This window comes from uncultured Thiodictyon sp. (assembly GCA_903837595.1).
Taxonomy (GTDB): domain Bacteria; phylum Pseudomonadota; class Gammaproteobacteria; order Chromatiales; family Chromatiaceae; genus Thiodictyon.
Map to the genome: position 1 here is coordinate 48,826 of CAILVI010000562.1, position 17,155 is coordinate 65,980.

Consider the following 17,155-nt stretch of genomic DNA (forward strand, 5'->3'; position numbering starts at 1 on the left):
TATGACGATCGTCCACGAGGATAGAAACGGCTGTGCTCTGCACGGGGGTGTGCGCCTGCTTGGCGCGATCGGCGGCCTGGTGCCGATCGTGCATGCCAACGCCGGGTGCAGCCTGGGCGCGACCCTGGCCGACGGCACCCCGAGCGGCAGCGGCGGGCCGCGTTACACCGGGCCGCTGGAAACCAGTTCCACCACCCTGGTCGAACGCCATGTGGTCTTTGGCGGCGGGTCGCGCCTGCGCGAGCAGATCAAGAACACGGTCAAGGTGCTGGCCGGCGACGCCTATGTGGTACTCACCGGGTGCGTGCCGGAGGTGATCGGGGACGACGTCCCGGCGATGGTCAAGGAGGCTCGCCAACAGCATTTTCCGGTACTCAGCGTGGCGACCCCGGGCTTCAATGGCAACGCCTATCGCGGCTACGAGACCCTCCTGAACACGCTGGTCGACCAGTTGCCGCCGCTGCTTGATGAGGCGGCCGCGGCGGCGGATGCGGCCCCGGACGCGACGGCAGAAGCGATCAACCTGCTCGGTATCGCCCCCGGTCAGGACGCCTTCTGGGAGGGTGATCTGCTCGAACTGGAGGGCTGGATCGGGCGCCTCGGCGTCCCGGTGCGCCGCCTGGTCGGCGTCGGCCAGACGAGCGCGGATTGGCGCGTCCTGCCCCGCGCGCGGCTCAACGTCGTCCTGTCGCCCTGGGGTCGGGAGGCCGCCCGGCGGCTGCACAGCCGCCACGGGACGCCATTTGTCGACTTCGGATGGCTCCCGGTGGGCAGTCGCGACCTGGCGCTCCTCATCGGACAGATCGGCCAGTCACTGGGGGTCGCGGCCGAGGGGATCGCGGCAGTCACGCAGGCGCTCGATGTGCGTGAGCGTCACTTTCTCCAGAAGTTTGCCGCCAGCTATCTGCACCACGGGCTGCAGCAACGGGTGGCGATCGTCGGCGGCACGGCCTATGCCATCGGGCTCGCGCGCTACCTGGCCGGCACCCTGGGTCAGACGCTCGCCGCCGTGATCGTCACGGACGTCCCGGACGAGAGCCGGCGCCCGGATATCACCGCCGCGCTCGGCGGCGGCGCGGAGGCGGTCCTGTTCAGCGACAGTAGCGATGAGATTGCCGCCGCGCTGACGGCCGCCGCACCGCAGGTCATCTTCGGCAGCGTCATCGAGGCCGGCGCCGCCCGGGCACTGGACGCGCCGCTGGTCATCACCGCTGCGCCGACCGGTCACAGCCCGGTGCTGGTGCGCAGCTATGCCGGCATCGCCGGTGCCCTGGCCTTGGCGGAGGACTTCAGCGCCGCGGTGATCCGCCACCAGGCGGCGGCGGACGAGCACGCGGCCGGCACGGCATGGCCGCTGTCGCGACGCGCCGCATGAGTGCGGGCGCGACCCGGCCGATGGCGACGCGCGGCGTCCTCGGCGGTTTCCTGGTCCTGAATGTCGTCAGCGGCACCGTGGCCGGGGCCATGCAGTTGATGGTCCCGCTGTTTGCACTCCAACTGCTGGCGACGACGGCCCAGATCGGCATGATCCGCGGCATCTCCGGGCTCGGCCTGCTGCTGCTGGTGATCCCCGCGGGCTTTCTGGTGGATCACTTCGGCGCGCGCCGGCTGTTCCTGCTGGGCAGCCTGGTCGGTACGGTCCTGACCTTCGCGATCCCGTTGTCCCAGATACCGTTGCACCTGCTCGCGCTGCAAGGGGCACTCGGCCTTTTCGCGTCGCTCAAGTCGACCGCGCTCACCTCCTCTTTCTTTTCCCGGATCAGGGAGATGGGCATTGCCCGCGCCGGATGGTACAAGGGCTCGATGTCCATCGGTTTGAGCTTCCTTGGGCCGCTGTTGGCGGCCGCACTGACGCAGGCGCTGGCCCCCGAGCAGATCTTCCGGCTGTTGGCCGTGATGACCCTGTTACCGATCGCGCTCGTCTTCTTCTTTCATGAGGAGGCCCGACCCGCGGCCCGCCAATCTGGCCTCACCGCCGGCATCCGGGCGCAATTGAGCGACCTGCGCGCCCTGCTCGCGAATAACCCGCTGGTGTTGCCCCTGCTCACCGAGGCGGCGGCCGGGGGCTGTTTTGCGGCCTTTACCGCCTTCATCGTGCCGATCGTGGTCCTCTCGCTGCACCTGCCCGGCGGCTTTGCCTCGGTCCTGACCAGCCTGGAGGGTGGGGCCTTCATCCTGACGGTCTTCCTCGCCGGTGGGCTGATCAGGCACCTGTCCCCGCTGCAGCTCTACCTGCTCGCGGTCACGGTGACCCTGGGTGCCCTGATCGGACTGGGGGTTCCCGGGGAGGTGTTCCGGGTCGCGGCCTTCTCCGTGGTGCTGGGGGTGGGCCTGGGGCTCTTCAATCTGGTTACGGCCATGCGCCAGGGGCTGATCAAGGGCGAGAAGGGCAAGGCCGTCTCGCTCTTCGGGGCCTCGATCGGTATTGGACTGTGTCTCGGCCCGTTGTTGGGCGGCCAGGTCGGTGCGCACTTCTACCCCAGCGCGGCCTTCATCGCCTTCGTCCCCGTCTTCCTCGCCCTGGCCGCGCTCGCGGTCCGCGAGGCGCGTATCCACGGTCCGGCGCTGGCCCTGGCCTTCCGCGGGGGGCCGGTGGGCGAGGCCGCGGAGGCTTGATCCGCCGGTACCCACTGACATCAATAAGGATTCACCCATGACCGCCCCCCGCCTCGCACCGCAGCTCACCGGCCTCCGTTGCTTTGCCTGCGGGCAAAGCCACGATCCCCGCACCCTGCAAAGCCTCTGCACGCACTGCGGCCTGCCGCTGCGGGTCGACTACGACCTGTCCGCCGTCCAGCTGTGGCTCACCGACCTCGCCGACCGGCCGCCGACCCTGTGGCGCTACCGCGAGGTCCTGCCGTTGCACGACACTGATGCGGTCTCGCTCGCCGAAGGCTTCACGCCGCTGCTGCCCGTCGGCGACGGCGTCTGGGTCAAAGACGAGGCCCGCAACCCGACGGGCTCCTTCAAGGCGCGTGGCATGGCGGTGGCGGTCTCGATGGCCAAGCAATTGGGTGCGCGGGGCTTGTCCGCCCCCTCGGCCGGCAACGCGGCCGGTGCGCTGGCCGCCTACGGGGCGCGCGCCGGCATGCCGGTGACGGTGGCGATGCCGCAGGACACCCCCACGGCCTTCTTTGACGAATGCGAGCTCTACGGCGCCACCATCCACCGTGTTGCGGGGACCATCGCCGACGCCGGTAAGTTCCTGCGCGAGCATGGACCCAAAGACGCCTTCGATATCTCGACCTTGCGCGAGCCGTATCGGATCGAAGGCAAGAAAACGATGGGATACGAACTGGTCGAGCAATTCGCGGGCGAGGTGCCGGACGTGGTGCTCTATCCCACCGGCGGCGGAACCGGCCTGGTCGGCATGTGGAAGGCCTTCAAAGAAATGGCACAGCTCGGCTGGATCGCACCGGGGATCTGCCCGCGCTTCGTCTCGGTCCAGGCCGCCGGTTGCGCGCCGGTCGCCAAGGCCTTTCACGCGGGCCAGGAGCGAACGGTGCCGTGGCCCGATCCTCACACCGCGGCGTACGGACTGCGCGTCCCATCCCCATTGGGCGGCTTTCTCTGCGTCCAGGCCTTGCGTGAATCGCACGGGACGGCGATCACTATTGACGAAGACGATATGCAACGCGCTACCCGCGACCTTGCTGTGCGCTCCGGTATCGACGTCTGCCCCGAGGGCGGCGCGGCCTGGGCCGCGTGGGAGCGCTTGCGCGAAAACGGATTCATCCGTGACGGCGAACGTGTCGTCGTCTTCAATACCGGGACGGGATTGAAATACCGCGAATAGAGCGTTCCGCCTTGCCTTGCGACCGGGCTAAGCCCCGAAGGGGCGCGACATACCAGCCCAGGGCAACGCCCTGGGATAGCATTGCGTCATTGGTCTAGCCCTGAAAGGGCGTGACATAATGGTGGAGATCCATCTGTCACGCCCTTATAGGGCTAGGCCCCCCTATATGCCTCATACCCAGGGCGTTGCCCTGGGCTGGTATGTTCGACCCCGTTGGGGTCGGCACGCAAGATAGGGTGGAACCGGGTACGAGTTGTCCGCCGGCTGTTGACAACACGGCCCATGCCCAGGCCGATTGCTGCCGCAGCAACAGGCCGGCCCGGACCTGGCGCCCGCCGCGACCGCTGCCATGACCTCAGGTATCACCTCCATCCTTTTGTTCCCCAGCTGACAATCAACCGGTTAGCCCGTCGCCGACCCCGGCTGGATGCGTATGGCACGATTGCTGCTATACGCTTTCAGACGCAGCGCTTCGGCGACTTAGTTCGCATTCATTATCCGCTCATTCGGTGAGACCATCATGACCCAACTCGATCAGCGTGCAGCAGCACCGCATCTCCGCGTGAGCCCCGGCATCCAGGGTGTTGCGCTTGACCTGCACGCGCCGACGCCTGCCCTCGGTAGCGAGATCCGCTTCGGCGCACAACCGAAACAGTCCGCCAATGCCGGATTGAAGGATGCGCTGTATCGCGAGCTGGAGTTGCATGTCGATCTGTCGGTGCAGGGTGTCAATATCGACCCGGCGGACCATGCCGCGTTGAATGCCCTGGGCGGCGGCAGGACCTTCGGTCCCACGCGCCTGGACGAAGACCTCACACTGCAATTGCCGTCATTTTATCTGCCCCACGGGTTATCCGCCGGCGTCCGGCTCAGTCCCCATTCGGTCTATGGCCTGGTGGTCGAGGACGGCGAGCCGGTGCTCTGCCGTTACGGCAAACGCCGGACCTTGGTTGCCAAGCTGGATTATCGCAGAAAGCCCAAGTCGCCCCTGGCCGGCCGGGTGACCTCCGATGGCGTGAGCTTCGAGGACATCGCAAGAATCGATGAGACCACCGGCCTGGTGCATGTCTCCTACAGCAAGGAGTGCTCGTTAAAGGACAAAGGCGAGGAATGCAAGTTCTGCAATTACGACAACCGCAACGCCATCGTCAAGACGCCGCGACAGGTGGGCGAGCTCTTTGCTGCGGCGGTCGAGGCGGGGGTGGCCAGCAGCTTCCACCTGACTGGCGGTTTCATCCCCGAGCGTCGTGAGCTGGAGCACTATATCGATGTGGCCGAGGAGATCAAGGCGCGGACCGGCCTGGAAGGCTTCGTCGGTTCCATCTCCATGGGGGCGACCGAAGACTATACGATCTTCGACAAGTTGAAAGAGGCAGGTTATGTCATGATCGGCTCGAACATGGAGGTGTGGGATCGCAACTTCCGTAAGGCGATCGTCCCCGGCAAGGAAAACCAGTGCGGCGGCTGGGACAACTGGGTGGCGTCGCTCGAATATGCCGTCAAGGTGTTTGGTACGACCAAGATCGTCTCCAACATCGTTGCCGGTATCGAGACCAAGAAGTCCATCCTGGAGGGGGTCGAGTATCTGTGCTCCCGGGGCATCCTGGGCAACGCCGGCATCTGGCGGCCGACCCCCGGGACGGACCTGGAAGGCCATCAGACACCCTTGGCCTCCTGGCATCTCGATCTGGCATTCAAGCGGGTGGCCATCTATAAGAAATACGGCTTCACGCGGGAGCAGATCCATTCCTATCACGGCGCCGGCGGGATCGCCGGGATCATTTATCGGATCGAGGATGAGTTGTTCGAGGATGGCAAGCTCAAGAGCCTCTACCATCCGCGGCTCACGCTGCAGAACCAAACCCACTGACAGCGACCGATCGACCGGCTCACGAAACAGGAATACAGCAATGACTCAGCTCTCGACTGAACCGACCGCCGCGGCGCGTCCGCAACCAGCCTATCTCTCGAATCAGGCGCTGAAGGATGCGCTCTATAACGAACTGGAACTGCACGTCGACCTGGCGGTGCAGGGTGTGCAGGTGGACCCGGAGGACTATGCCGAGCTGCATCGCCTGGCGGGTGGTAAGGACTTGGGACCCACCACCTTGAGCGAGCTCAGGGCCCCGACCCTGCCGTCCTTTACCTTGCCCCATGGGCTGTCCGGCGACGCGCGCCAGAATGACCGTTCGATCTACGGTCTGGTGGTGGAGGATGGTCAGCCGGTGCTTTACCGTTACGGCAAGCGCACCACCCGGATCGCCGAGGTGGAGTTCCCGCAACGGCCCAAGTCGCCGTTGGCCGGCCGGTTCACCAGCGACGGCGTGCCCTTTTCGGATATTGCCCGGGTCAGTTCGTCCACCGGGTTGGTTCATGTCTCCTTCAGCGTCGAATGCTCGCTGAAAGACAAGGGTGAGGAATGCAAGTTCTGCAATTACGACAATCGTAACAGCATCATCAAGACCCCCCGCCAGGTGGCCGAGGTGTTTGCCGCCGCGATCGAGGCCGGGGTGGCAACCAGTTTCCACCTGACCGGCGGCTTCGTCCCCGAGCGCCGTGAGCTCGAGTATTACACCGATGTGGCCGAAGAGATCCGGGCGCACACCGGCCTGGACGACTTCGTCGGCTCCATCTCGATGGGTGCACCGGCTGACTACACCGTGTTCGACAAATTGAAAGAGGCCGGTTACTTCTTTATCGGCTCTAATATGGAGATCTGGGACCGGAACATTCGTAAGGCGATCGTACCTGGAAAGGAGAACGTCTGCGGCGGCTGGGACAATTGGGTGGGCGCACTGGAATACGCCGCCGGCGTCTTCGGTCGGGCGCACATCTCCTCCAATATCGTCGCGGGCATCGAAACGAAGAAGTCGGTGCTGGACGGCGTCGAATATCTGGCCTCGCGCGGCATCCTGGGTAAGGCCGGGATCTGGCGTCCGACGGATGGCACGGACCTTGAAGGCCACCAGACCCCGGAGGCGGCATGGCACCTGGACGTGGCCTACAAGCAGCGTGACATTTATCGGAAATACGGCTACACCCTGGATGAGATCCACGCACATCACAGCGCCGGCGGCTTGACCGGTCTGCTCTACCGGATCGAGGAGGAGTATTTCGAGAACGGTAAGCTCAAGCGCTGGCGTCACCCGACGCTGCAATTGGCGCTCAACAAGACTCATTGATCCACCCACAATGGCGAGGCCGTCGGGGGCGCGTGGGGGGGCGCAACCGGCCTCGGTCATCACTGCGGTCGTGCAACAAGGTCCGGTCATCTCGGAGGTCGATGTACAGACCGACGGGGGAATTGTTACCGCGACCATTACCACCGGCTCCATCAAACACCTGAAGCTCGCGGTCGGCAGCCAGGTCCTGGCGCTGATCAAGTCCAGCGATGTCGTGATCGCCACGCTGCGCAACGCCAACCACGACGCTCCATGAATGCGGTGATGCGCGGGTAGCTTGATAGTTGAGTGCGCGTGTTCAGCCGTTCGCCAATGACCATGCGAGGCCAGTCCGGCGCAGGATGCAACCGTGTAGCGGCGGGTTTCAAACCCGTTCCTACGGCTCGACCTTCTGTGTCCCTTATAACACACAAAAGATCCTTGGCGAGCTTGGCGCCTTGGCGTGACAAGTGCCCGTTCTTGGATCCTATGGGGGGAGGGGACTGCCCGCCTTGCGAACAGTTTGGCTCATAACCGTCACCATCGCTGGCGAAGCGGTCTAGGGCCAGGCGAGGATCAATACCCCAATCAGTATGAACAGCCCGCCGAGTATCAGCTTGAGCGTCACGGCCTCACCAAGAAAAAGGACCGCCAGGACGATAGCAAAGGCCACGCTCAGTTTGTCGATGGGGGCCACCAGAGAGGCCGGCGCCAATTGCAGCGCGCGGTAGTAGAGCAGCCAGGAGCAACCCGTTGCCAAGCCGGAGAGTACGAGAAAGGCAAGTGGGCGAAGGCCCACTGCTTTGGGTAGTAACCATTCGCCGCGAGCGCTGACGATGCCAACCGTCATGACCAGAATCACCAGCGTCCGGATCAGGGTCGCTAGGTTAGAGTTCAGTCCTTCCACGCCGAGCTTGCCGAAGATGGCGGTCAGACCCGCGAAGAAAGCCGAACCGAGCGCGAACAGTTGCCAGGACATTGCGGTGACAGGGGTCCGAAGCTAAAACGCTAGGTTACCGCGGACCGCGATTGAATGGCTAATCTGATTTTCGGATGCCGATAGCCGGCCGGCATGAACGAGCTCTGCGGAAATTCCGCCTTCCCCCGCGTCGGATGCGATGCCAGACTGCAACGCAACGAAGCGCTTTCCTTGGTGTGGTGAAATTGTCAGGCGCCTGCAAGGCGCCTTTTTTTGCCGTCAGGTGACGCGATTGGTCAAGGCCGGCGCTCGGGGCACATCCTCACTCCCGATCGCGACGCTCCACGGTCTCGGGATCGGCGATAATGGGGCGGTAGATCTCGACCCGATTGCCGGCGGCGAGCGCCGTGTCGAGGCGCACGACCTTACCGAAGATGCCGACCTGGTTGCGCGCCAGATCGATCTCCGGGAATTGGTCCAGTAGTCCGGAGCGCAGGATGGCGTCGCGCGCGCAACTGCCGTCCGGCACATCGAGCTTGAGCCAGGTCTGTTTGAACTTGTCCGCATAGGCGACGCCGACGTGCATGGTAACCTCCGGAGTTGAAGCCAGGGCGTTAGCCCTGGACTGCTATGTCACGCCCCTGTGGGGCTTAAGTGTCTTGTCTTTCTGGTTCAGGCCGTCGCGTGACTGTCCGCCGGTGTCGGCTTGGGCGCCGCCGGCTTGGCCGTGGTGTCGCGCTTACGCGCCGCCATGGCCTCACGCTTGGCACGTTGGATCGCCTCCATCCGCTCCGCGCGTTGCTCCACCAGGCGCCGGGTCTCGGTCTGCTTCTGCTTGGCGCGCCCGCGGGCGGCCATCTCGCCCTTGGCGTAGTTGAAGAACTGCACCAGCGGGATGTGCGACGGGCAGACAAAGGAGCAGGAACCGCAGCCGATGCAGTCCATGAGCCCCAGGCGCACCGTCCCCTCCAGGTCACCGGCGCGGGCGTGGGCGGCCATGTTGAGCGGCAACAGGCCGCAGGGGCAGGCATCGACGCAGCTCGCGCAGCGGATACAGGGCGAGCTGGGGCCGGCATTGATCTCGGTCGCGGTCAGCGCCAGCACCCCATTGCTGCCCTTCACGATGGGTACGCGGGTGCTCGGCAGTGGCTGCCCCATCATCGGCCCGCCGCTCACCAGCCGTGCCGGTTCCTCCCGGAAGCCGCCGCAATGGTCGATCAGGTGCTGTACCGGCGTGCCTAGTGGGACCCGCAGGTTGCGTGGCCGGTTGATGGCGGCGCCGCTCACCGTGACCAGCCGCGCTACCAAGGGCCGGCCCAGGCGCAGGGCCTGGTGGACCGCGAAGGCGGTCGCCGGGTTGTGGACGACGACCCCGATGTCGGCGGTCAGGCCCCGGGCCGGGGTCTCCTGGCCGGTGAGGGTCTGCACCAAGTGCTTTTCGGAGCCCATGGGGAAGCGCATGGGCAGACGGGCGACTTTGATCTCGGGGTAGGGCGCGGCGGCCCCGGTCATGGCGTCCTGTGCCTGCGGCTTGTTGTTCTCGATCCCGATGATGATCCGCGACACCCCCAGGGCATGGGCCATGATGCGGGCGCCGTCGAGGACCTCGTCGGCGTGCTCGCGCATCAGCCGGTCGTCACAGGTGAGATAAGGTTCGCATTCGGCCCCGTTGATCACCAGGGTATGTAGACTGTACTTGGTGCGCAGGTTGAGCTTGACCGCCGACGGGAAGGTCGCGCCCCCCATTCCGACGATGCCGGCCGCCGCGACTTTTTCAGCGATCGCTTCCGGTGGCAGGGCGAATGGGTCCGCCACGCCTTCCAATCCCGCAAGCCAAAGGTCCTCGCGATCGGGTTGCAGGGTGATGGTGCGCACCGACAGCCCCGAGGCGTGGTGGGCCGGGAAGCTGCCGATGCCCATGATGCGCCCCGAGGTTGGGGCATGGACCGGGGCTGACATCGGTCCCTGGGCCGCGCCGATGAGCTCGCCCTTGGCCACCCGCTGGCCGCGGCGCACCGCCGGGGTGGCCGGGTTGCCGATGTGCTGCTGCAAGGGCACATGCAGCAGTGGCGCTAAGGGCAGGTCCTCGATCGCCTGATTGGCGGCCAGGTGTTTGCGGTCTTCCGGATGGACGCCGCCGCGGATCTTGAAGAGCTTCATGGGGCCTCCCGCCTCAGGCGGTTACCGTGGCCGGATTGGGCCAGAACCAGGTTTGCAGAGTCGCCGCGATGGGCCGCATCTCGATGCACTCGGTGGGGCACACCTCGAAGCATTTCTCGCAGCCGATACAGGCGTCCGCGAAGACGCTATGGATCATGTTATTCGCCCCCATGATCGCGTCGGTGGGGCAGCGCTTGAAGCACTTGGTGCAGCCCACGCAGAGGTTCTCGTTGATGTGTGCGACGGCCGGGGCCTTTTCCGCCACGCCAGCGAGATCCACCGTTTTGCCGAGCAGGCTGCCCAGGGCCTCCGCGACGGCTCGCCCGCCGGGGGGGCAGACGGTCGGCGGGGCGGTGCCAGCGGTGAGTGCCTCGGCCGCCTGGCCGCAGCCAACGTAACCGCACTGCCCGCACTGGGAGCCGGGGAGCAGTGCCAAGGCCTGTGCGGTCAATGGGTTGCCCTCCACCCGCAGGTAGCGGGAGGCGAGCCCTAGCAGGGCGCCGAGGATCAGGCCGAGGGCGGAGAGACTGCCAATGGCGGCGAGCATGGTTGGATGCCTCTGGTCGATGAAGGGAGACACCGCGGTGCGGTGTCTCGCAGGTATCCGGTGCGCTGCGCCGCGAGCCGGTAGGGTCCGCTGCGCGGACCGATGGTCCTTTCGCACCTTGCGCAAAGACCGCCATGCAAACGCAGTGCCAGGCGGTTCTGGTCCTGACCCATTAGCGTCGCTTGGGAAGCCAATAGTGTCATAAATAGAATTTTATAATCAATTTGTTACGTTATCTTTGCGGGCGCTGCCCCGGTCTGGCGGACGGCTCCCGGGCGGCCGACTGCGCTCTGGGCTGTTGACGACACGACAACACCCACGCCGCCATACAGTAGAATTGTCGTAATATCGACAGGCCGCCGAACGGGCCAGGCCCCATCCGGGTTGCCGCACCGCCACCGCCCCGCACTTGCCACGTCTTAATTTGCGTTCCATGGTCGACGAATTGCCTTGCGCGATTGCGCCGCCCCCAACGCCAACCTTGGAGAACACCGTGTCGGCCCGACCATCCCTGGAGTCCCCGGAACAGCTTGTCGCTACCGCACTGGGTGAGTTCCTCGCCGCCCCTCCGGCAGGCACCCCGGCGGAGGTCATCGAAGCCCTCACCCTGATGGCGGGCAATCCCCGCGATCCGCTCTCCCCGCGGCTCTTCTTCGAGGCCGTGGAGCAGGCCCCCTCGGCCATCTCCATCACCGACGTGCGCGCGACCATCCTCTACGCCAACCGTGCCTTCGAGGTCCTGACCGGCTACAGCCGCGACGAGGTCATCGGGAACAACGAGGGGATCCTGTCCAATCACGCCACGCCGACCAACGTCTACCAGCACCTGTGGCGGACCATCCAGCGCAAGCAGACCTGGACCGGGACCCTGATCAATCGCACCAAACAGGGCGGGGACTACTTGGCTGAACTGGTGATCGCCCCGGTGCTGGATTGCCACGGGGAACTCAAGTATTTCCTGGGCATGCACCGCGACGTGACCAAGGTACACGAGCTGGAGGGCGAGTTGCGCCGCCAGAAGGGGCGCATGGAGACTGTCCTGGACGCGGCCCCGGTGGTGATCGTGTTGCTCGATGCCGAGGGTCGGGTGATCCTCGACAACCAGGAGTACAAGACGCTCGCCGGCGAACTGCACGGGGAGGTGCCGGCACAGGTCCTGAGTACCGCGCTGCGCGAGCAGGTCGGTCTGGACCCGCTGGCCGAGTGTCTGGGCGGGCGTGCCTTCAAGGACCTGGAGGTCAGCATCAGTGTCGAAGGTCTAGGCGCAACGCGCTGGTTCTCCTGCTCCGGCACCCCGGCGGACGAGGTCGACCCCAGCGCACGCGGCTTCTTTGGCCGGCAGAGGCCGGGCGAGCGGCGGATGCTCCTGCTGGCCAACGAGGTCACCGCCCGGCGCCGCGAGGTGGATCGGGCGCACCTGGAGAATCTGCGCGCCCGGCTGGCCGAGCAGCAGCTGGCCCACGGCATGCGCGAGGCCCTCTCCGCCGCCATCTACCAGATCCAGGCCCCCATGAACGTGATCCAGGCCGCCGCCGCCATGGCCCGCGGCGGTAACGCGAGCCTCGCGACCCTGGCCGGGATGCTGGAGGAGATCAGTGTCTCTGGGGCACACGCCCTGGAGACCCTGAAGGCGGCGCTGCCGGAGGGACCGCGCGAGATCGGGGTGATGGTCAACGTCAACGACCTGCTGCGCCAGGTCCTGGTGCTGGAGACCGACCGGCTGCTGGCCGCCGGCATCGTGGTGGACTGGCGCCCGACCCCCCTGTTGCCGCCGCTCTCGGGCCACCAGGATTCACTGCGCTCGCTCTTCAAGCACCTGATCGACAACGCCATCCAGGCACTCAACGAGTCCGGGCGGCCACAGCGCGACCTGCTGCTCGCCACCCGCCCGCTGGACGGCGCGGTGGAGGTGGTGATCCAGGACAATGGCCGCGGCATCCCCCACGGGGACCGCTACCGGGTCTTTGAACCCTTCTACATCGGCTGGCGCAATCGCCGCGGCCGGGCCGGCATGGGGCTCGCCATGGCCCAGGAGATCGTCACCGCCCACGGCGGCAGTATCGAGGTCGACCCGGATTGCCAGGACGGCTGTCGCATCCTGCTCACCCTGAACGCCGTGGCCACCGATGAGTGAGCGCATGAATCGCGATCCACTGGTTCCAGTCATTGCCACGGATGCGGCGCGCCTCGAGCTCTTAGAGACCCAGTTGGCCGCACTCTATGAGGTCAGCACAGTGCTCAGCCGCTCACTGGATCTCCGCCAGACGCTGCGTGAGGTCTTGCGGGTGCTGCACGAACGCGGCCGGCTCTGCTACGGCCTGGTCAGCCTGCTCGACGAGGAGAGCGGCGAACTGCTGATCAGCGCACTGCACAACGAAGAGGACGCGGACCCCTTCCAGCCGGTCCGCTATCGCCCCGGCGAGGGTGTGATCGGGCGGATACTCGAAAAAAATGAGCCCTGGATCCTGCCGCGGGTGGGGGACGAGCCCCGCTTTCTGGACCGGCTGAACCTCTACCGGCAGGATTTGCCCTTCATCGGCGTGCCGATCCGCATTGGCGAGGGTGCCGCGGTCGGCGTCTTCGCCGCCCAGCCGCCGGTGGCGGACGCTCTCTTGGAGGAGCGCGCCCGGTTCCTGGAGATGGTCGCTAACCTCATCGGTCAGGCCATCCGGCTGGCGCGCGGGGTGGAGGCCGAGCAGGCGGCCCTGCGCGAGGAGCGCGACAAGCTTAGGCGCGAGGTCAAGGGGGTACACGGGTTCGACAGCATCATCGGGCGCACCCAGCCGATGCGGCTCGTGTTCGACCAGGTCCGCCAGGTCGCCAAATGGACCACCACGGTGCTGATCCGCGGCGAGTCCGGTACCGGCAAGGAGCTGATTGCCAACGCCATCCATTACAACTCACCGCGCGCCCGCGCGCCCTTCGTCAAGCTCAACTGCGCCGCCCTGCCGGACAACCTGCTGGAGTCCGAGCTCTTCGGCCACGAGAAGGGCTCCTTCACCGGCGCGGTGGCGATGCGCAAGGGCCGCTTCGAGCAGGCCGACGGCGGCACCCTGTTCCTGGACGAGATCGGCGAGATCAGCCCCGCCTTCCAGGCCAAGCTGCTGCGCGTGCTCCAGGAGGGCGAGTTCGAGCGGGTCGGCGGCGGGCGCACACTCAAGGTCGACGTGCGCATCATCGCCGCCACCAACCGTGACCTGGAGGCCGAGGTGCGCGCCTGCGAGTTCCGCGAAGACCTCTATTACCGGCTCAACGTCATGCCCATCCGCATGCCGGCGCTGCGCGAGCGGATCGAGGACGTGCCGGACCTGGCCCGCTTCCTGATCACCAAGGTGGCGCGGATGCAGGGCCGGGAGCTCACGATCACCGACAGTGCACTGCGCATCCTCATGCGCCATGAATGGCCGGGCAACGTGCGCGAACTGGAGAACTGCATGGAGCGCGCGGCCGTGATGAGCGCCGACGGCACCATCGACCGCGGTGTGATCGAGCTCACCGGGCTGGATGTCAGCGCCTGGGATGGGCGCTCGACCAGTGCGGGTGTCGGCGCCGCGGTCGGGGCCAGCGCGGCCGGTCCGAGTGTCGGTGCCGGCGCGGATTCAGGCCTGCCGCTGCCGACGGATCCCGTCCCCAAGGTCGACCTCGACGACCCGGATTTGGACGAGCGCGAGCGCGTCATCGCCGCCCTGGAGGAGGCCGGCTGGGTCCAGGCCAAGGCCGCGCGCCTGCTCAACATGACCCCGCGCCAGATCGCTTATCGCATCCAGACCCTGAACATCAAGGTGCGGCAATTCTGAGCGCTACCCTCTGGTGACACCTACCTTCTGGTGACACCGCTCCAGCGGTGTCACCCATGTGTCAGGCGCTCCGCGCCGAGCGGCCTCTGGGTACGGGACCGGCCACGGGCTGATCCAGGCCCCGCCGCACCATACCCGCGGCGCCCCGTCCCGCCCGAGTGATCGGATTTCTTCCATCGCGGGGCCATCCTGCATAGACTTGAGTTCGCCACCCTCGCCCATCAGGAGCCGCCAATGACCCTGACCGTCAACGTCCACGAGGCCAAGACCCACCTATCCAAGCTCTTGGAGCAGGCCCATGCCGGTGAGGAGATCATCCTGGCCAAGGCCGGCAAGCCCTATGCGCGCCTGATGCCCTTGGCGCCCACACCAACACGGCGTCAACCGGGGCGCCTTGAGGGCCGCGTGACCGACGCCTTCTTTGAACCCCTGCCCCCGGAAGAACTGGACGCCTGGGAAGGCCGGTGATGCGGCTACTGCTCGATACCCATGCGCTGCTATGGTGGTTCACCGCCGACGCGCGGCTGTCTGTCAGGGCTCAGGCCGCCATCGCCGATGAGGCCAACACGATCCATGTCAGCGCGGCAAGTGCCTGGGACATCGCCACTAAGCAGCGGATTGGCAAGCTGGATGAGGTCCCCAAAGCGGCCGAGCGGTTTGCAGAACTGGTTGCCGCTGACGGCTTCCTGCATCTGCCGGTCAGCTATCTCCACGGACTGCGGACGGGAGGCTACGCCCTGGCCCACCGCGACCCCTTCGATCGCATGCTGGCGGCCCAGAGTGAGTTGGAATCCATGGTTCTGGTGACCCGAGATCCCGCGTTCAGCGCGTTCCCGGTCGCCACGCTGTGGTGACGAAAGATGGTCACCCCCGTGTTTGCATTGGCGGCAAGTCTCCTCACCCTCTGGTGACACCGCTCCAACCTCCCTTCTGGTGACACCGCTGCGGCGGTGTCACCCTGTGTCAGGCGCTCCGCGCCGGGAGTGCCAGCGCGAATCCCAGGCAACTCGCTCCCCGCCCCTTGGGGCGCAGCGCATCCGGCGCCTGCGCGATACCCCCGGTGCGGTGTCAAGAGAGCAGCGTTTCGCCAATGCTGCCAATTGAGTTCCCTAATCCTCTGGTCCGCCGCACACCCTTGACAGGTGTATTGTTTTTGTGGATACTGCCGCCGCGTCACACCCAATAAGGCCCCGGACCCCGTATGCGATCAAATAGATCAGGAATGCGGATTGCCGGTCGGGATGCGTGATGCCCCGGCCCCCGCCGGTCGCGAATAGGGACTTGGTTCGCAACCGCTGTTTCGCACCCAGTCCCCGCCTGTTCTCGCAGCTGGTTCACGGCAGCGCCCGCGTTGTCATGGATCGATCGACCACCGTAGATGCCAGGCCTTGATCAAGGCCGGCGATGACGACTGAGGACGCACCATGAAAAGACTGATCTGTGCCGTGCCATTGCTTTGTTCAGTGAATTCGTATGCAGGAGGATGGATTGCTGATTCCGCCAGTGGATGCCAGGTTTGGAATGGTAATCCGTCACCTGGCGAAAGCATCAAATGGTCAGGGCCGTGCTCAAATAAAAGGGCCAACGGCAACGGGGTACTACAGTGGTTGCTCAACGGGAAGCCGAACGGACGCTATGAAGGCGAGTACCGAGATGGCCAGCAGAGTGGCCGAGGTACCTACACTTGGGCCAACGGCAAACGCTACGAAGGCGAGTACCGGGATGGCAAGCGGTGTCCTAGTGAAATCTCCTGCTCGGCCAAAGAGTATCCCGCTGGTACCTGGACGTCCATTGGTTGGGAAGAGCTTTATAAGTTGATGTCAGGCAATACCCTGATTTCGCAGAATAAATTCTTTTGCGCGGACAAGAACACCAACCACGAATGCCTCGCGATTTCAATTCTTAATTCATCGGATGTTAAGATCGATCGCATACCGGCCACGGTCATCTATCCCGAAAGAAAGCAAGTCCTGAGCGGTGAGTGGGGCTACTATGCGGCAAACCTGATGGATATGGGGCTGAACGCGGGATTTTTCACTATGGTGACGGACAATCGCGCCTTGCCATTTGCCAGCCATGTTTCGATCAACAATAAAAAAGACATGTTTCGGGCCCAGTATGATGGCGTAGACATCGTCGTGAAAATCAAGCCGGGACACGACAACAAATACGTCGCGGATGCCAAGAAGGGTGATTTCCAACAGGTCGATGCGCGCGGCCGGATGACCTTTGGGCAGGCGGTGATGGCCAAGGCCGTCAACGGGTTCGTCAAGGCATGGAATGAGGGTGGGACAGCAGGTGACCTCAATAACCTCGCCTACTCATTTCACGACTGGGCTGACGGTATGTACGCAGTTCGCATAGGCAGCGGCGACCTCAAGAATCTCGCCTACTCACTTCATGACTGGGTTGACGGCATGTACGCACATCGCATAGGGAGCGGCGACCTCAAGAGCCTCGCCTACTCATTTCACGACTGGGCTGACGGCATGTACGCAAGTCGCATAGGCAGCAGTGACCTCAAGAACCTCGCCTACTCACTTCACGACTGGGTTGACGGCATGTACGCCAGTCGCATAGAAAGCAGTGACCTCAAGAACCTCGCCTACTCACTTCACAAATGGACTGATGGCATGTACGCACATCGCATAAAGGGATAAAGGGATAAAGGCGTCGGGCGCGAGTGGTTGCTGTTCTGTTCTGGTGACACCGCTCCAGCGGTGTCACCCATGTGTCAGGCGCTTCGCGCCGGGAGTCCGCAGCCTCTACCCCGGC

15 protein-coding genes are annotated in these 17,155 nt (G+C 65.1%); 11 read left to right on the plus strand and 4 right to left on the minus strand.

Features of this window, described 5'->3' with window-relative positions; translation table 11 throughout:
• Nucleotide 1 precedes the first annotated feature (1 nt).
• From QZY44_RS34465 to QZY44_RS34490, 6 genes are all read left to right on the plus strand, one after another.
• Nucleotides 2-1,375, plus strand: a complete 1,374-nt coding sequence (locus tag QZY44_RS34465) for a nitrogenase component 1 (RefSeq protein ID WP_295458618.1) — start codon at nucleotides 2-4, stop codon at nucleotides 1,373-1,375.
• Nucleotides 1,372-2,616, plus strand: coding sequence for an MFS transporter (locus tag QZY44_RS34470; RefSeq protein ID WP_295458622.1), 1,245 nt, complete (start codon nucleotides 1,372-1,374; stop codon nucleotides 2,614-2,616). The genes QZY44_RS34465 and QZY44_RS34470 overlap by 4 nt, the downstream gene beginning before the upstream one ends.
• A gap of 37 nt (nucleotides 2,617-2,653) precedes the next feature.
• Nucleotides 2,654-3,796, plus strand: coding sequence for a threonine synthase (locus tag QZY44_RS34475; RefSeq protein ID WP_295458624.1), 1,143 nt, complete (start codon nucleotides 2,654-2,656; stop codon nucleotides 3,794-3,796).
• 520 nt (nucleotides 3,797-4,316) lie between these two features.
• Nucleotides 4,317-5,666, plus strand: coding sequence for a radical SAM protein (locus QZY44_RS34480; RefSeq protein WP_295458626.1), 1,350 nt, complete (start codon nucleotides 4,317-4,319; stop codon nucleotides 5,664-5,666).
• A gap of 40 nt (nucleotides 5,667-5,706) precedes the next feature.
• On the plus strand, nucleotides 5,707-6,978 hold the full coding sequence (locus QZY44_RS34485) for a radical SAM protein (RefSeq protein ID WP_295458630.1): 1,272 nt from the start codon (nucleotides 5,707-5,709) through the stop codon (nucleotides 6,976-6,978).
• Nucleotides 6,979-6,988: 10 nt separating this feature from the next.
• Nucleotides 6,989-7,234, plus strand: coding sequence for a TOBE domain-containing protein (locus QZY44_RS34490; RefSeq protein WP_295458633.1), 246 nt, complete (start codon nucleotides 6,989-6,991; stop codon nucleotides 7,232-7,234).
• Nucleotides 7,235-7,516: 282 nt separating this feature from the next.
• Here the strand turns inward: QZY44_RS34490 and QZY44_RS34495 are convergent, their stop codons facing one another.
• The 4 genes from QZY44_RS34495 to QZY44_RS34510 all read right to left on the minus strand — a co-directional run bounded on the left by QZY44_RS34495 (nucleotide 7,517) and on the right by QZY44_RS34510 (nucleotide 10,583).
• The gene (locus tag QZY44_RS34495) at nucleotides 7,517-7,936 is read right to left on the minus strand and encodes an EamA family transporter (RefSeq protein WP_295458635.1); all 420 of its coding nucleotides are present in this window, start codon (nucleotides 7,934-7,936) and stop codon (nucleotides 7,517-7,519) included.
• 262 nt (nucleotides 7,937-8,198) lie between these two features.
• Entirely contained in the window at nucleotides 8,199-8,462 is a 264-nt protein-coding gene (locus QZY44_RS34500; protein WP_295458637.1) for an RnfH family protein, read from the minus strand.
• Between the two features lie 86 nt (nucleotides 8,463-8,548).
• A complete protein-coding gene (gene rsxC / locus QZY44_RS34505) occupies nucleotides 8,549-10,036 on the minus strand; it encodes an electron transport complex subunit RsxC (RefSeq protein ID WP_295458640.1) in 1,488 nt (495 codons plus the stop codon).
• Between the two features lie 13 nt (nucleotides 10,037-10,049).
• Nucleotides 10,050-10,583, minus strand: coding sequence for an RnfABCDGE type electron transport complex subunit B (locus QZY44_RS34510; protein WP_295458643.1), 534 nt, complete (start codon nucleotides 10,581-10,583; stop codon nucleotides 10,050-10,052).
• A gap of 493 nt (nucleotides 10,584-11,076) precedes the next feature.
• Here QZY44_RS34510 and nifL point away from each other — a divergent pair, with 493 nt between their 5' ends.
• The 5 genes from nifL (at nucleotide 11,077) to QZY44_RS34535 (ending at nucleotide 17,040) form a co-directional block, all read left to right on the plus strand.
• Nucleotides 11,077-12,717: a nitrogen fixation negative regulator NifL gene (gene nifL, locus QZY44_RS34515; RefSeq protein WP_295458646.1), complete on the plus strand. Its 1,641-nt coding sequence runs from the start codon at nucleotides 11,077-11,079 to the stop codon at nucleotides 12,715-12,717.
• A gap of 4 nt (nucleotides 12,718-12,721) precedes the next feature.
• The gene (gene nifA / locus QZY44_RS34520) at nucleotides 12,722-14,380 is read left to right on the plus strand and encodes a nif-specific transcriptional activator NifA (protein ID WP_295458649.1); all 1,659 of its coding nucleotides are present in this window, start codon (nucleotides 12,722-12,724) and stop codon (nucleotides 14,378-14,380) included.
• Between the two features lie 234 nt (nucleotides 14,381-14,614).
• Nucleotides 14,615-14,848: a type II toxin-antitoxin system prevent-host-death family antitoxin gene (locus tag QZY44_RS34525; protein WP_295458652.1), complete on the plus strand. Its 234-nt coding sequence runs from the start codon at nucleotides 14,615-14,617 to the stop codon at nucleotides 14,846-14,848.
• Nucleotides 14,848-15,234, plus strand: coding sequence for a type II toxin-antitoxin system VapC family toxin (locus QZY44_RS34530; protein ID WP_295458655.1), 387 nt, complete (start codon nucleotides 14,848-14,850; stop codon nucleotides 15,232-15,234). The genes QZY44_RS34525 and QZY44_RS34530 overlap by 1 nt, the downstream gene beginning before the upstream one ends.
• A 570-nt stretch (nucleotides 15,235-15,804) precedes the next feature.
• Complete coding sequence (locus QZY44_RS34535; RefSeq protein ID WP_295458658.1) at nucleotides 15,805-17,040, plus strand: hypothetical protein; 1,236 nt, start codon at nucleotides 15,805-15,807, stop codon at nucleotides 17,038-17,040.
• Nucleotides 17,041-17,155: the final 115 nt, after the last annotated feature.

What these genes read in the sequence shown, in the direction of transcription:
- QZY44_RS34485 (WP_295458630.1), top strand. Translation starts at nt 5,707, where the DNA reads ATGACTCAGCTCTCGACTGAACCGACCGCCGCGGCGCGTCCGCAACCA.
- QZY44_RS34465 (WP_295458618.1), top strand. Translation starts at nt 2, where the DNA reads ATGACGATCGTCCACGAGGATAGAAACGGCTGTGCTCTGCACGGGGGT.
- QZY44_RS34535 (WP_295458658.1), top strand. Translation starts at nt 15,805, where the DNA reads ATGAAAAGACTGATCTGTGCCGTGCCATTGCTTTGTTCAGTGAATTCG.
- QZY44_RS34490 (WP_295458633.1), top strand. Translation starts at nt 6,989, where the DNA reads ATGGCGAGGCCGTCGGGGGCGCGTGGGGGGGCGCAACCGGCCTCGGTC.
- QZY44_RS34495 (WP_295458635.1), bottom strand. Translation starts at nt 7,936, where the DNA reads ATGTCCTGGCAACTGTTCGCGCTCGGTTCGGCTTTCTTCGCGGGTCTG.
- QZY44_RS34475 (WP_295458624.1), top strand. Translation starts at nt 2,654, where the DNA reads ATGACCGCCCCCCGCCTCGCACCGCAGCTCACCGGCCTCCGTTGCTTT.
- QZY44_RS34500 (WP_295458637.1), bottom strand. Translation starts at nt 8,462, where the DNA reads ATGCACGTCGGCGTCGCCTATGCGGACAAGTTCAAACAGACCTGGCTC.
- QZY44_RS34480 (WP_295458626.1), top strand. Translation starts at nt 4,317, where the DNA reads ATGACCCAACTCGATCAGCGTGCAGCAGCACCGCATCTCCGCGTGAGC.
- QZY44_RS34530 (WP_295458655.1), top strand. Translation starts at nt 14,848, where the DNA reads ATGCGGCTACTGCTCGATACCCATGCGCTGCTATGGTGGTTCACCGCC.
- QZY44_RS34470 (WP_295458622.1), top strand. Translation starts at nt 1,372, where the DNA reads ATGAGTGCGGGCGCGACCCGGCCGATGGCGACGCGCGGCGTCCTCGGC.
- QZY44_RS34525 (WP_295458652.1), top strand. Translation starts at nt 14,615, where the DNA reads ATGACCCTGACCGTCAACGTCCACGAGGCCAAGACCCACCTATCCAAG.
- QZY44_RS34510 (WP_295458643.1), bottom strand. Translation starts at nt 10,583, where the DNA reads ATGCTCGCCGCCATTGGCAGTCTCTCCGCCCTCGGCCTGATCCTCGGC.
- rsxC (WP_295458640.1), bottom strand. Translation starts at nt 10,036, where the DNA reads ATGAAGCTCTTCAAGATCCGCGGCGGCGTCCATCCGGAAGACCGCAAA.
- nifA (WP_295458649.1), top strand. Translation starts at nt 12,722, where the DNA reads ATGAATCGCGATCCACTGGTTCCAGTCATTGCCACGGATGCGGCGCGC.